The organism is Streptomyces sp. NPDC048521 (assembly GCF_043199855.1).
Lineage (GTDB): Bacteria > Actinomycetota > Actinomycetes > Streptomycetales > Streptomycetaceae > Streptomyces.
The window spans coordinates 86,651-100,166 of the sequence record NZ_JBICWR010000018.1; the positions used below are offsets into that span (position 1 = coordinate 86,651).

The 13,516-nt window shown below is 69.8% G+C and carries 9 protein-coding genes and 3 pseudogenes; 5 read left to right on the forward strand and 7 right to left on the reverse strand.

From position 1 onward, the window contains the following. Positions 1 to 3 precede the first annotated feature (3 nt). Both ACGFRF_RS32785 and ACGFRF_RS32790 read right to left on the reverse strand, forming a co-directional pair. The gene (locus tag ACGFRF_RS32785; RefSeq protein ID WP_393746204.1) at positions 4 to 411 is read right to left on the reverse strand and encodes a hypothetical protein; all 408 of its coding nucleotides are present in this window, start codon (positions 409 to 411) and stop codon (positions 4 to 6) included. Between the two features lie 559 nt (positions 412 to 970). Next, the gene (locus ACGFRF_RS32790) at positions 971 to 1,981 is read right to left on the reverse strand and encodes a GlxA family transcriptional regulator (RefSeq protein WP_393746206.1); all 1,011 of its coding nucleotides are present in this window, start codon (positions 1,979 to 1,981) and stop codon (positions 971 to 973) included. An 81-nt stretch (positions 1,982 to 2,062) separates the two neighbouring features. On the opposite strand from ACGFRF_RS32790, the gene ACGFRF_RS32795 reads away from it, so the two are divergent. Further along, positions 2,063 to 2,551: a winged helix-turn-helix transcriptional regulator gene (locus ACGFRF_RS32795; RefSeq protein ID WP_393746208.1), complete on the forward strand. Its 489-nt coding sequence runs from the start codon at positions 2,063 to 2,065 to the stop codon at positions 2,549 to 2,551. Between the two features lie 356 nt (positions 2,552 to 2,907). On the opposite strand, the gene ACGFRF_RS32800 is transcribed toward ACGFRF_RS32795, so the two are convergent. From ACGFRF_RS32800 to ACGFRF_RS32810, 3 genes are all read right to left on the reverse strand, one after another. Beyond that, on the reverse strand, positions 2,908 to 3,375 hold the full coding sequence (locus tag ACGFRF_RS32800; RefSeq protein WP_393746210.1) for a cupin domain-containing protein: 468 nt from the start codon (positions 3,373 to 3,375) through the stop codon (positions 2,908 to 2,910). 74 nt (positions 3,376 to 3,449) lie between these two features. Next, complete coding sequence (locus ACGFRF_RS32805) at positions 3,450 to 4,601, reverse strand: TDT family transporter (RefSeq protein ID WP_393746212.1); 1,152 nt, start codon at positions 4,599 to 4,601, stop codon at positions 3,450 to 3,452. Positions 4,602 to 4,909: 308 nt separating this feature from the next. Beyond that, positions 4,910 to 5,353 carry a DUF6884 domain-containing protein gene (locus ACGFRF_RS32810; protein WP_393746214.1) on the reverse strand — a complete coding sequence of 148 codons (444 nt, stop codon included), beginning with the start codon at positions 5,351 to 5,353 and terminating at the stop codon, positions 4,910 to 4,912. Positions 5,354 to 5,768: 415 nt separating this feature from the next. On the opposite strand from ACGFRF_RS32810, the gene ACGFRF_RS32815 reads away from it, so the two are divergent. The 3 genes from ACGFRF_RS32815 to ACGFRF_RS32825 all read left to right on the forward strand — a co-directional run bounded on the left by ACGFRF_RS32815 (position 5,769) and on the right by ACGFRF_RS32825 (position 11,935). Next, positions 5,769 to 8,546, forward strand: a complete 2,778-nt coding sequence (locus ACGFRF_RS32815; RefSeq protein ID WP_393746216.1) for a multifunctional oxoglutarate decarboxylase/oxoglutarate dehydrogenase thiamine pyrophosphate-binding subunit/dihydrolipoyllysine-residue succinyltransferase subunit — start codon at positions 5,769 to 5,771, stop codon at positions 8,544 to 8,546. A gap of 408 nt (positions 8,547 to 8,954) precedes the next feature. Next, positions 8,955 to 9,395 carry a hypothetical protein gene (locus ACGFRF_RS32820; RefSeq protein ID WP_393746218.1) on the forward strand — a complete coding sequence of 147 codons (441 nt, stop codon included), beginning with the start codon at positions 8,955 to 8,957 and terminating at the stop codon, positions 9,393 to 9,395. 956 nt (positions 9,396 to 10,351) lie between these two features. Further along, on the forward strand, positions 10,352 to 11,935 hold the full coding sequence (locus ACGFRF_RS32825; RefSeq protein WP_393746220.1) for a serine/threonine-protein kinase: 1,584 nt from the start codon (positions 10,352 to 10,354) through the stop codon (positions 11,933 to 11,935). 16 nt (positions 11,936 to 11,951) lie between these two features. Here the strand turns inward: ACGFRF_RS32825 and ACGFRF_RS32830 are convergent. After that, a pseudogene (locus ACGFRF_RS32830) lies at positions 11,952 to 12,192 on the reverse strand (transposase); the annotation flags it as partial. 145 nt (positions 12,193 to 12,337) lie between these two features. On the opposite strand from ACGFRF_RS32830, the pseudogene ACGFRF_RS32835 reads away from it, so the two are divergent. Continuing rightward, a pseudogene (locus ACGFRF_RS32835) lies at positions 12,338 to 12,478 on the forward strand (DUF6233 domain-containing protein); the annotation flags it as partial. A gap of 68 nt (positions 12,479 to 12,546) precedes the next feature. Here ACGFRF_RS32835 and ACGFRF_RS32840 read toward each other — a convergent pair. Next, positions 12,547 to 13,280: pseudogene (locus ACGFRF_RS32840) on the reverse strand (IclR family transcriptional regulator). Positions 13,281 to 13,516 lie beyond the last annotated feature (236 nt).

The following is a 13,516-nucleotide window of genomic DNA, read 5'->3' on the forward strand; positions in this document are numbered from 1 at the left end:
ACATCAGCGCCCCTGCGGTGTGCACGGCGATGAACTCCCGGCCGCGGCGAACCGCTTGACGACCGCTGAGTAGTCACGCGCCGGCGTCATGGTGGCACGGCGCCGGCGCGGCACGGGGCCGGCGCCGAGGCCCCACACACGTGGCCCCCTCGAGTGTGCCCGTGGGGGGTCCACGACGGCGGGCTCGCGCGCTGTAGCCCGCGAGCCCGCTCTCCGTGCCGCGGCAGGCGACGCGGTCGGCGGAAGGCAGACGCCACCGCATCCTTCTGCTCTCCGGCGTGCCACCGGGTACTGGCCCGACGCCGGCGGTCTGCTGATGCATCCGACCGGGCGGTTCGCCACCCGGTGCACGTGCGGTGTCACGAAGGACCAGGCTCCTTGGTTCTCCGGCTCCTCCTGCACCCACCGCACCTCGACGTCCTCGGGGAACGGGCGCGTTCCGCGCCGAGGTTCTGCTCCGGGAACGGGTAGAGACGCTCCACGCGGACGATAGCGGTGTCCGACAGGTTCGAGCCGCGCCGGTGGGCATCCAGGTCGTAGCCGCCGAGAATCAGGCTCCGGCGATGGTCCGGCGCCGGCATCGGCTCCGCGAGCGCGGCCCGCCAGGCCCGGGCGCCGCAGGGGTTCGTGAAGTACTGCGTCTCGTGCACCACGTGCTGGTCAGCGAATTCCGCGGAGCGATCGGGCGCCAAGCGGGCCTGGTACTGCGCCCACTTGCCGCTGTGTGCCGAACGGTCCCCGGCAGACGCCCCTGGTGGAAGTCGCGATCCGGCTCACGTCGCGTCCCACCACGTGGTGGACAAGTGGCTGCAGTACACCGCCTCACGCGACCGCAACGGATCCTGATCCCGCGCACGCCGTTACGGGACAAGCTTCAAGAGATCGTCCGGTTCAGGTCCCACAGCGCTGGCGTCATGCTCGGTGATCACCTTGGTGGGCTGCCCCGCCCTGTCACTGCCCCGGTTCCGCACTACGGCACCGCAGGTGTTTCGATGTCCGTCACTTTGGTGGTGTGAAACCGCGCCCGGAAGGCTCCCGGGGTCACCTTGAGATTGCGCACGAACGACCTGCGCAGCGACTCGGGGGAGCCGAACCCGCTGCGGCGGGCGATCACGGCCATGGGATCGTCGCCGGTCTCCAGCATGGCCTGCGCCGCCTCCAGCCGGATCTGCTCCACGTACCGGGCCGGTGTCATGCCCAGTTCGTCACAGAAGACCCTGGTCACGTGGCGGGTGCTCATGCCCGCCCTGCGCGCCATGGCGGACAGGGTGTGGTTGGCGCCGGGGTCTTCCGCGACGGCGTCCAGTACCCGGCGGAGCGTCTCATGGCGCGTGCGCGGAGCACGGGCCCGGACGCTGAACTGAGACTGCCCCCCAGGCCGTTGCATGAAGACCACCATGTCCTTGGCCACCGCGCGGGCCACCTCGGCCCCGCACTGCTCTTCCACAAGAGCCAGTGAGAGGTCGATGCCCGCGGTGACTCCGGCCGAGGTCATCACCTTGCCGTCCCGGACGAAGATCGCGTCGGGCTTGACCTGGACCGCGGGAAAGCGCAGGGCGAGCTCTCGTGAGTAGCGCCAGTGGGTGGCGGCCCGACGGCCGTCCAGTAGGCCGGCGGCGGCCAGCAGGAAGGCGCCGGTGCAAACGGAAGCCGTGCAACGGGACCTGGCGTCGAGCCTGCGCACCATGTCCAGCAGCGCGTCGTCCTTGATCACCTGGTCCCAGTCCGGGCCCCCTGGAATCATCAGGACGTCGCTGATCTCTTGCGCATCCTCGACCCCCATGTCGACGCCGAGACGGGTACCCGCTGCGGTCGTGACCTCGCTGCCGTCGGGCGAGACCAGGTTCAACCTGTAGCGGCCGCCGAAATCGTTGGCCGAAGTGAACACCTCGATCGGACCGGTCACGTCCAGCAACCGGACTCCAGGAAAGACCAAGATCGTCACGAGGAGTGAGCCGGTTCCCACCTGCTTGTGGTTCATCGAATGCCTCCGGACCCGCCAGCACGTATCCTCGATGCTAGACAGAGTAGGTTTGAAACACAAACCAACTAGGATCGCAGCATGACCGCTGTCCAGCCACGTGCCTGCCCCATCGCGGGGACCCTCGATCTCGTAGGAGAGCGGTGGTCGCTGCTGGCATTGCGTGAGGTATTCATGGGAGTCCGGCGCTACGCCGACATCCACGCCAACACCGGAGCGCCACGGGACGTCCTCACCAAGCGGCTGAGGTCCCTGGAGGCTGCGGGGATCCTGGAGCGCCGCCAGTACCAGGACCGCCCTCCCCGCTTCGAGTACCACTTGACGGCGTCCGGGCAGGCGCTGGAGCCGGTGCTGATCGGGCTTCGGGAATGGGGTCTCCGGCATCTGAAGGACCCACCGGCCGCGCCGCGTTTCCTGCACACGTGCGGCGCCGACGTACGGACGCGGGTCGTCTGCGCGGAGTGCGCCGAACCCCTTGAGGGAGGCGGACTGGTGACCGTGGTGGAGGAGGTCGACCGTTCCGGGCCCGATGGAGGTTCCCGTGTGCCCCAGCGGTCCGGGCAGTCATGATCGTCGGATGACCACGGCCTCAGTGGTGGGCGACGGCCGGCTTCAGCACGGCCAGGAGAGCGTCGTCCGCTGCTCGAGGATCTCGTCGGTCTCGGTGGGGGCATGCCGGATGTCACCCGACTGTTCGTCCCTCACACACCTCGAGCGCGGCCCGGACACCCGGGGGCCGGGTGTCCAGGGCACGTACGTCGCAAAAAAAGGGGCGCCGGGCGGGAGTTCACGCTCGTCGTGCCGGAGCCGCTCGCAGAGGCTGTCGCCGTGTCGCCTCCGAGGCCGCAGAACGCCGTCGCGGGCGAGGCGTACAACGCCGCCCAGGCGCCGCCTCTGGTGGAGACGCTGCCGTGCCCGGCGCCGCCCTACTGTCGTGATGGGGCCGACCGCCAGTGGGGGACGTCCTCGAAGTGGACGTCGTAGCGGTCCTGCTCGGTGAGAAGTGACGCGAATTCCGCCTCACCGCGGCTGATGGCGGCCAGTTGCTCGAAGTAGCCGAACCGTTCGATACCAGGGCTGAGTACGACGACCGTGTCGGCCACCTCGCCCTCTGCTGCCCCGAAGACGTGCGGCAGGCCGGGCGGTATGACGACGAGGCCGCCCTTTCCCACCGTGGTCAGAGTGTCACCGAGGCGGAAGAGCATCGTCCCGTCGAGTACGTAGAAGAGCTCATGGGAGAGCTTGTGGTGGTGCGGGGGTGCCCCGTCTGCGCCGGTTGTGAGGGTGAGCCGGCTGGCGCTGACCGCGCCCCCGTCGGCGAGCAGCTCGAACGCGCCGTCCGCGAGCGGTACTCCGGCCGCGTCGCCGGGTTGCACCACCAGCGCGGTGGTCATGGCATCCATTGTCACTCCTTCGGTTTGGGTCCGGGCCGGATGGTCGAACACGGCATGTCCGCCCGGGCGATTGATCAGACCCGGCTCGTCGTCCGGTCCGCGTGCGCGGCGGCGTGGCGCAGTGAGTGACAGGCCACCACGGCCCAGGCGCCGACGAGCACCACGTAGAGAATGACGGCGGCCCACACGAACACTTCCGAGCCGGTTCGGGTGGCGAGGGCGCCGGTGCCCGTGACACAGGCGCCGAGCGGGAAAATGAAGGACCACCAGGTGGGCGCGAAGGGCAGCCCTCTCCGGAACTCCCTTATGGTCAGTGCCGTGGCCAGTGCCAGCCACAGCATCGCGAAGCCCCACATCCCGATCCCGCCGAGCAGCGCCAGGACCGCGGCGCCGTGCGCGTACGGCGCGCGCAGCGCGCTCGGCGCCACTGCGGCCAGCGCGCCGAGGCCCGTGACCATCTGACCGAGCGCCCCCAGGCCGATCCACACCGTGGGCACCATGGCGCCCGTGGGCGTGTCGTGGTGTACGAGGCGGCTGTAGACCATGGCCAGCACCAGCATCGCCGCCACCATGCCGACCCCGAACATCGCGTAGCAGCCCAGCAGAAGGGCCAGCCGCCCCTGCCCGGCAGGCATGTGCGGAACGAGCAGCGCGCCCGTCGTGGCGGAGACCAACGGCGGTACCACCGGCATCAGCCAGCCGCCGAACGCCGCGTCCGGTGCGAAGCGATGCCGGGTGATCATCAGGTACGGCACCGTGGCGGCCGTGACGAGACCGAGTGCGGTACCGAGCGACCACAGGACGCAGTCCACGTCCAGCGCGACGCGCGTCCCGATCACCTGCGGACCGAGTTGCAGCGCCCCGGCACCCACCGTGAGGAGCGCCACCGCCGGCGCGCCGAAGAACTGAGCGTGCATCGGATCGGCGGCGTGCAAGAGCAGCGCCCTCTGCCGCACATAGCCGACCGCCAGTACGACGAGCAGCAGCGCGGCCCCCGCCCAGACCACCGTGGCGGCATCCCGCAGCCCGGGCAAGCTTCGGGGCAGGGTGACCGCCGCGTTGGCGACGATGCCGGTGCCCATGACCGCCGCGAACCAGCTCGGCCCGAATACCCGAACACCGGCTACGTCCGCCGTGGGCAGCCGCGAACTGGCAGGGATCGCAGGCCCCGGATCCACGTCGTCCTCGGTGAGAACGGCTCCGTCACTGCTGGGGTGGGCTGACACGGCGTGGATTTCCTCTTTCCTCTTCTCGACACCACGCTCGACAACCGGCCGTCCATGCCCAAGGCCCCTATGGCCCGGGTTCGGCCAAGTCGGTCGAGTCGTTGCGCCCACGACGGTATGGCGGCATCTCACCCCGGCCGCATAGGAGCGTGCGCCACAACACCCTCACATCGGGACTCGACGGGGACACCGCCCGTACCCCGGCACTCTCGTACGGAGATGCTCGAGCGGATGCCCATAGGGGCGATCCAACGTCCCCCTGGATCAACTGCCGGGACGAGCGGAGCCGCCCGGCCATCCAGCACCCGTCAGGCCGCCGAGCGCGCCATCGCCGCGAGGCGCGCCAACTGCTCGCCCATGCCCCGCGTTCCGCTCAGCGGGGTCAGGGCATGTGGCCACACACTCCTGGCGAGAGTGACATGCCGGGCACCACCGAGGACGACGACGGGGTCGAGGGCGACAATGCCGCGCGTCCTCGCCTGGTCGCGAAGAAGTCCGACCGTCACCGCGCCGACGGCCCCGTGCGGCGTGTCGTAAGGCTCGATCTCGTCGTCGAGGTCGAGCAGACCGTAGCGGGCCGAGAGGATCACCAGCCGATCCGGTCGGAGTGCCTCGGCGGCCCTTCGGCACGCACGGTGGTACGAACCGATGTACATGTCCGCGGCTCGGGCGCGGTGGTCCAGCTTGCGCGCGCCGCAGGGGATGACGACCAGTTCTGGCGCGACGCCGTCGGTGTATTCGTTCGGAGTCATGCGGCTCTCCTCCAGGTCCATGTACGGTCGGACGCGAGGCGGGATGCGTCCTGCGGCCTCGCACGGCACCGGGTGGGCGCCGCGGGCGCCGTGTGCCCGTCAGGTCTGTCCTGCGGAGTGGACTTCGTCGGCTACGAGCGCGGCGCCCAGCATGGGCAACGCGGTTCGGGACGAGGCCGATGGCCGTACCGCGAGACATACGGCCCTCGTATCCGGACATCCCGCGGGCCCCGGACCCCGATGTCCTGATCTGCCCCGGTCCTGGCACGAAATCGTGCCCCGCACGGCCGGACAGCTCTCCTAACCTCGATGGGGCTGACGAGGCCGACGGTCCTCTTACCTCGGAATTCCGCCGGAATCTCCCGGACCGCCTCGGCCCAGGCGGCGGCTTGACCGGCCGGCCATGCCGCCCGTGATGATCTCCGTGAGTGGAAAGAGGGCGTTCTACGCCGTGGCGTCACCATCAGGCAGTGTTTCCTCGGTCTCGGACCAGGTGCAATTCGGCATCAACGAGTGGGTCGTCGACGAGTTTCGGGAGCGGTATCGCCGCGACCCCCAGTCCGTCGATCCGGTGTGGCGGGACTACTTCCGTGCGTCCACGCCCACGCACGTTGTGGTAGACCGTGACAGAGCGGCAGCGCACAGTGACGATGCCGACCTTGTGACCAAGGCGATCCGCGTCGCGGCGTTGATCCACTCATATCGCGTCCGTGGACACTTGGCGGCCGTTACCGATCCCCTCTCCGCGAAGTCGCCTTCCGGCCACCCTGACCTGGAGCCGTCGGGGCACGGCCTCGACGCCGCGGACCTCGCGCGGGCGTTCCCCGTCGACGGCTTTGCCGGACGCCAGGTGATGACACTTCGTGATGTAGTGAACACACTGCGCGACGCGTACTGTGGCACCACGGGTGTCGAGTACATGCACATTCAGGATCAACAGGAACGGCGCTGGATCCAGCAGCGCGTGGAAGGTCCGCAGCCCCGCCCGGAGCGCGCCGAGCAACTACGCATTCTGGAACGTCTGGGCGCCGCCGAGGCGTTCGAGACATTCCTGCACACCAAGTACGTCGGGCAGAAGCGGTACTCGCTGGAGGGCGGCGAGTCGGCGATCGTCCTGCTGGACGCACTGCTCGAGCGCGCGGCGCAGGTGGGCGTGCGCGAGGCGGTCATCGGGATGGCGCACCGCGGGCGGCTGAACGTACTCGCCAACATCGTGGGCAAGCCGTACGCCCAGATTTTCGACGAGTTCGAGGACACGGTCGACGTCCGGTCCGCCCAGGGCTCCGGCGACGTGAAGTACCACCTCGGGGCGTCCGGCACCTTTCACGCCGCGCACGGTCATGCGATCGCGGTCTCCGTGGTGGCGAATCCCTCTCACCTGGAGATCGTGGGGCCGGTGGCGGAGGGGGTCGTGCGGGGGCGCCAGGATCTCGCGGAGGGCGGCGACGGGCAGTTCTCGGTGCTGCCGCTGGTGGTCCACGGGGACGCCGCCCTCGCGGGGCAGGGAGTGGTCGCTGAGACGCTGAACATGTCACAGCTGCCGGGCTACAGCACCGGCGGAACGATCCATGTGGCGATCAACAACCAGGTGGGGTTCACCACCTCGCCCGCCGGCAGCCGGTCGAGCAGGTACGCGACCGATGTCGCGCGGACCTTCGAGGCCCCCGTGTTCCATGTCAACGGGGATGATCCCGAAGCGGTCGTCCGGGTGGCGCGGTTGGCCTTCGACTACCGTCAGGCGTTTTGCAAGGACGTTGTCATCGACCTGGTCTGTTACCGGCGTCACGGGCACAGCGAGGTCGACGATCCGTCGATCACGCAGCCGGCCATGTACGACCGCATCAGCGTGAGGCCGTCCGTGCGGAAACTGTACACGGAGTCGCTGCACAACGCAGGCGCCATCGACGCGCGGGAAGCCGAGCGTGCCCACCAGAGCTGCCGGGACCAGCTCCAGCGCGCCTTCGCCGAGACCGCCGGGGCACCCTCGCCCGCCCCCGAGTCGCTTCCGGCTCGTGCGGACACCGGTGCCACGGTCAGACGGGCCGTAACAGCCGTCACCGAAGCGACGCTGCGGCGTGTTCTGGGCACCCAGACCGACCTGCCGCAGGACTTCACCCCGCATCCGCGTGTACTTCCGCAATTGCAACGGCGTGCGGTCATGCTCGACGGCGGGAACGTCGACTGGGCCACCGCGGAAGCACTGGCGATCGGATCGCTGCTTCTGGACGGAGTGCCGGTACGGCTTTCCGGGCAGGATTCGCGCCGCGGCACCTTCGGTCAACGACACGCCGTCCTCACCGACCGCCGTACGGGGTCGCAGCACACTCCACTGAACTCGCTCGGCCCGGAAGCGGCACGTTTCGAACCGTACGACTCGCTCCTGTCAGAACTCGCCGTGCTCGCTTTCGAGTACGGCTACTCACTGGCCCGGCCGGATGCCCTGGTGCTGTGGGAAGCGCAGTTCGGAGACTTCGCCAACGGCGCGCAGACAGTCGTCGACGAGTACATCTCCTCCTCGGAGCAGAAGTGGGGGCAGCGCTCAGGCGTCGCGCTCTTGTTGCCGCATGGCCTGGAGGGGCAGGGGCCGGACCACTCCTCCGGCCGGATGGAGCGCTTCCTGCAGTTGTGCGCGGACGGCAACATGACCGTCGCCAACCCCTCCCTGCCGGCCAACTACTTCCACCTGCTCAGAGCACAGGGCCTCGACGCGCTACGCAGGCCGCTGGTGGTCTTCACGCCCAAGTCCATGCTGCGGTCGAAGGCCGCGACCTCGGCCGCGAAGGAGTTCACGGAGGGTGCCCTCCGCCCGGTCGTCCCGGACCCCACGCAGGACCCCGCCCGGATCGAACGGGTGCTGCTGTGCTCGGGCAAGGTCTTCTACGACCTGGACGCGCACCGGCGCGCATCGGGACAGGACGGGACCGCCATCGTCCGGGTGGAGCGGCTGTACCCGTTTCCGGTGGACGAGTTGCACTCGGAACTGTCGAGGTACCCGGCAGGCGTCGACGTGCGGTGGGTTCAGGAGGAGCCGGCCAACCAGGGTGCGTGGACCTTTGTCGATCCCCGGCTCGCTCCCCTGGTCCCTGGCCCAGTGGGATGTGTGAGCCGACCGGCCGCCTCCGCTCCGGCGACCGGATCCGCCCACCGGCACGCCGCCGAACAGCAAGATCTCGTACGGCGGGCGTTCGCCTGACCTCGATCTTGGACGACGGTCCGTCGGTTCTTCCGACGGACCGTTTCGCTGGTGCGAGCGGACCGTGGGATTGCTGGTGGCCCGGCTGATGCACCTAACCGTCGCCGACCACCAGTTCCGGGTCACGCATGCCCCGCCGGCTCCTGCGCGCGGCGCGTAGCCGGGCGCTGAGAACGGTGGATGCGATGACCGAGCGGGCGTAGAGCAGCGGGACTCACGGGAATCCCACTCCCCCGGGCCCAGGGGCAGGCGAGGCGTGTCCGGGTCGCCGGGGCGGGCCGGGACTGGTGGCCCCGATCGTGCGGCGTTTGGTCGGCGGGGGGTCGGTGGGCTCCGGCAGGTGCTCCGGCGAGTGAGGTTGGAGAGCCTGGCGCGCGCTCGTGTCATAGGATCATTTCGTCACTGGATGTGGATTCCGCAGTCGAGCATCTCAGGCGTTTTGCGCTGAGGGTTCCGATCACTTTCGGCTGTGTCACTGATGACGGCGGTCACGGTGGGGAAACGATGCTGGAGGACCGGCTGGGGCTAAGCCCGCTGAAGGGGATCCAGGAGAGCCAGGATGTGCTTCGCGGATATCCCTGGGTGACCGTGTGCTCCGCACGCATCGCCGGTCGCCTCGGCGGCGTCGCTCGACTGCGCGAGTCGGGTGCCTTTACGGAGGTAGAGGAACTACCCATGGGAAGCGTGTGGTTGAGAGCTACGGATCGCCTCGACGACTACACGGGGGAGGCGCTGCGCAGCGTCTTCCGGGTCGTCGCGCCAGTGCTTCCTCCGGGGCGGCCACGCCCGTATGTCGGCCGCGAGATCGGCCGGCTCGTCTATGAGGACCCGGTGGTTGACACAGCCTGAGGGACAATGCGGCTGTGTTTCCGGGTCGGTGTGACAACGACGGTGCACGGCGCCCCCTTGATACGGGAGCTCGCCGTCGTGCCCCCAGCCGCTGTATAACCGTGCCGCCATCGAACTCCCTGCCCCTGACAGAGGATCGGGACGTGCTGCCCGGAAGCGGAATACCCTTTCGTGCGAATCGGCGGCGCCGCGCCGTCGGGGTCTTGGCCGTAGCGGTTGCCGTGGCCGTGTCGTCGGGGTGCTCGGGACATGACGGCAAGCGGAAGCCGGCGGGACGGCAGTCCTCGGTGAAGGGCGCGCAGACCGCAGACCATGCGGGCGGAGAATCGAAGGGGTGGACGTTCGCGCTGTGGGGCAGCGAGTCCGCCGTCATGCAGGGGCAGGCGCCGTCCAGTGCGACGTACACCGCGACCGTGCACCGGACCACCGCTCCGGTCGCGCTCCAGTAGACCGGCACGGTCACCACCAGCAAGGGCGAGCGCAAGCCCGAGGTGGTGTACGTCGTCGGCGGGTTCGAGGTGTTCACCGGGCTGTACCCGTGGCAATGGACTCCTGCTGATGGCGAGGCGTTCATCATGCACCTGCGTAGCGGCGCCAATGCGATCCGGATGTCGACGGCACGGGCCGTACGAGGTCCCGCACCCTGGCCAAGCTGCCGACGCATCAGGCGACCCTGATTCGCCCGTTCGCCGAGTGGCACATCATCCGCGATGCCCGCCAGCGCTCGGCACGCGGTCGCTGCACCTACACCGCCCACAAGGGCGACTGCGGGAACATCCGCGCTGCCATCGACTTCCTCACCTAGCTGGACACCCGGCAACACACCCTCCGTGCGCTGCTTCGTCAGCTCAGCCATGGCGGGGGAACGTCCCAGGCCGGCCGGTCCGCCCAGTCCGTTTAGGCTTCTGTCTGGGTCGGCCCTTCGGCCGGTCGGAGATCAGGGGGACGACAGTTCGATGAGCAGCGGCATCGCCGAGGTGTTCCAGCCTCTCCAGGCGGGTGACCCTTCCGTCGTGGCCGGTTACCGGCTCGTGGCCCGGCTCGGCGCGGGGGGCATGGGCCGGGTGTACCTGTCGCACACCCCGGGCGGCCGCCCGGTGGCGATCAAGGTGGTGCGGCCGGAGCTGGCCGACGATCCGGCCTTCCGCCGGCGGTTTCGCAGGGAGGTGGAGGCCGCCCGCCGGGTCAGGGGCGCCTACACCGCGGAACTGGTCGACGCCGACACCGACGGCGTACCCCCCTGGCTCGCCACGCTGTACGTGCCCGGACCGTCCCTCACGGCGGCCGTCGCCCGGCGTGGCCCGTTGCCGGTGTCCGCCGTACTGTGGTTGATGGCCGGCGTGGCCGAGGCGCTTCAGGCGATCCACAGCGTGGGGGTCGTGCACCGGGACCTCAAGCCGTCCAACGTGCTGCTGGCCGCTGACGGGCCACGGGTGATCGACTTCGGTATCTCGGTCACCGCCGACCTCTCCTCGCACACCGCTACTGGCTCCACTGTCGGCACACCTCACTTCATGGCCCCCGAGCAGGCGACCGCCGGTGAAGTCTCCCCGGCTACCGACGTCTTCGCACTGGCCCAGACGGCGGCCTTCGCGGCTCTGGGCGAACCGCTGTACGGGGACGGCATAGCGCCAGTCGTGCTGTACCGGATCGTGCACGAGGAACCCGACCTGTCCCGGCTGCCGGAGCCGTTGCGCCCGCTGTTCGCCCGGTGCCTGGCGTCTGATCCGCGGGAGCGGGCCACGCCGGCGGAGGTCGTACAGTGGTGCCGGGGGCGGCTGGGAGTGGACGGCGACTCGGACGCGGGGCCAGCCGTCTGGAACGAGGTCACGGGACCCGAGGCGACCGTTCCGGGCCCGGCGCGCACTCCCGTGGCTCCGTCGACCGCGGCCGCGACGCTGTCGCTGAGGCCCGCCCGGCGCCGGGCGACCGGGCGGCGAACCGCTCTGGTCACAGCCGTGACCGTGACGGCGGGTGCTCTGATATGGACGGGTCTGACGTGGTTCGGCGGCGACCGGTCCGGCGTCGGCAAGCGGGCCGCGGGCACACCCACCTCGACGCCCGCACGGTCCACGGCTTCGCCGTCACGCACCTCGCCGTCCGCCGACGCCTCCCCCCGGGCCTCGCAGCCTGTCCCGAACGCCTCCCTGGCGACGGGAGCCGTCGCGTGGTCACCCATGTGGCTGAACCGGACGAACTCCCTGAGCTTCAGCGAACCGCTGCTCCGCGCCGATCGCGGGGGCGACATCCGCCTCGAGTGCGAGGACGACATCGACTGCGCGCTGCACAGCGGTACCAGCCGGTTCGTGCAGCTGTTCAACGGAAAGGCCGCCTCCCCCGCCGTCTGCCGTCACCTTCTCAGCGGCGCCACCGGCTCCGCATACCGCACCTGGTCGCTCGCGGCGGCCGACACCGGCACCCAGCTCTGCGTCGGGAACGACTCGGGCGACATCGCGGCGCTCACGATCCAGGTCAAGCAGACGGCTCTGCAGGAGGACGCCTTCCTGCAACTGGGCATGACCGTCTGGAGGAAGGCGTAGTTCGTAGCCCTTGTCACCGTGGAGCTTGCCAGGCGCTGAAGCGCCGGTGAGCCGTCGCTCCCGACGGGCCGAACGAAGCGGACGGCAGCTGCCGCCAAGTGCAGCCCGAAGTCGCCACGAACACGATCGCGGCCAGCACTTCCCGGGTCACCATGCCGACGCCTTCCGCCGCCTTGAGGACGGGTCGGCGCCTCCGGCACCACCCGCTGGAACAACTCCCACAGCTCATCCGGCACCAGCCGCTCAACGATCCCCACCGCGGCAGGTATCGAACACGCACAACGACATGACCTGTTAGGGGCCGGCCCGGTTCTTCTCCGCTGCTGCCACCGCAGGCGATGCCATCGCCCTCATGCTGGCCCGATAGGGCGCCCACCCTGTCTGATCGGTTCATCTGTCCAGATGGCGGTAGCAGATGAGGGCTGCGGCGATGCCGAGGACGGTGGTCGGCCCTGTGTGGTCCACGCCGGCGACTGTCACATCACCGGCAGACGCCGCCGCCCCATCGGCCGCGACGAAGCCCGCCGACTGCCGGCCGCAGGGCTGCCCGCCTGCTGTTCGACCGCAAGGCGGTCCGGAAGGACCGGAACGGATCCGGCCACGGCCGAGCGTCACGATCCGGTCGGCGGCGAGGCCGTGCTGCAGCGCTGTGACGGAGGGAGGAGGAGCACCTCCAGGGCCCGCGCACAGGCCCGGGCCTGTTCCAGGAACCAGTCCGTGCGCTCCGTCGTGATCAGTTCGGGTGTGCCGCGGACCGCCAGAGCGAACCGCGCCGCCTGCAGGTGGTCGCGCACCGGCACGGCCAGGGTGCGGACACCGGGCGCGGACTCGCCGTCGTTGAGGGCGTACTGCTGTGCGCGCACACGGGCCAGTTCGGCCGCGAGAAGTTCCCGATCGACGATCGCGCGGTCGGTGAAAGCCCGCAGCGGCGGCAGTGACTTGGCGCCACCCTCGCCGGGGCGGGGCCAGGCGAGCAACACCTTGCCCAAGGCCGTGGAGTGCAGTGGCCGGCGCAGCCCCACCTTCGGGGTCACCGAACCGCCCGCCACGATCACCACGTGCGGCCCGCTCCGCAGTGCCAGGTCGGCAGTCGCACCGGTGCGGTCCGCGAGGTCGGCCAGTTCGGGCGAGGCGAGGTGCAGTCCCCGCTGGTGGTACGACAGCCGCCCCAGTTCGGTCACCGCCCAGCCGAGACGGTAACGGACGGTCTGGCATCCTGTTCGAGGAAGCCGGCCTCCTCCAGCGTCCGGGCCAGGCGGTGCGCCGTCGAAGTGGGCAGGGACAGTCTGCGGGCCATCTCCGACGCGCTGGGGTCCGGGCCGTTGTCGTGGAAGCAGTGCAGCATGTCCAGGGCTCGGCGGACCGCCTGCGCCCCCGCCACCGGAGTCCTGGCCACCACGTGTCGTCTCCTCTGATCCGTCGGCGCGTGGAGCTCCACGGGCGCCTGGGTACGGGCTGAGATTCCCACATCGCGGGATGCTCGCCGCGCCCTCACAGCCTGCTGCAACGGACTGTTCACATCGGTTCCCACATGATGGGAAGCTGCTTGCCGGGCGCTCTGTGCCCGTGTCAGGCTGCGGT

Bases quoted from the DNA above. Each gene is read 5' to 3' on its own strand.
- ACGFRF_RS32790 (WP_393746206.1), bottom strand. From the start codon at position 1,981: ATGAACCACAAGCAGGTGGGAACCGGCTCACTCCTCGTGACGATCTTG.
- ACGFRF_RS32795 (WP_393746208.1), top strand. From the start codon at position 2,063: ATGACCGCTGTCCAGCCACGTGCCTGCCCCATCGCGGGGACCCTCGAT.
- ACGFRF_RS32800 (WP_393746210.1), bottom strand. From the start codon at position 3,375: ATGACCACCGCGCTGGTGGTGCAACCCGGCGACGCGGCCGGAGTACCG.
- ACGFRF_RS32810 (WP_393746214.1), bottom strand. From the start codon at position 5,353: ATGACTCCGAACGAATACACCGACGGCGTCGCGCCAGAACTGGTCGTC.
- ACGFRF_RS32815 (WP_393746216.1), top strand. From the start codon at position 5,769: ATGATCTCCGTGAGTGGAAAGAGGGCGTTCTACGCCGTGGCGTCACCA.
- ACGFRF_RS32825 (WP_393746220.1), top strand. From the start codon at position 10,352: ATGAGCAGCGGCATCGCCGAGGTGTTCCAGCCTCTCCAGGCGGGTGAC.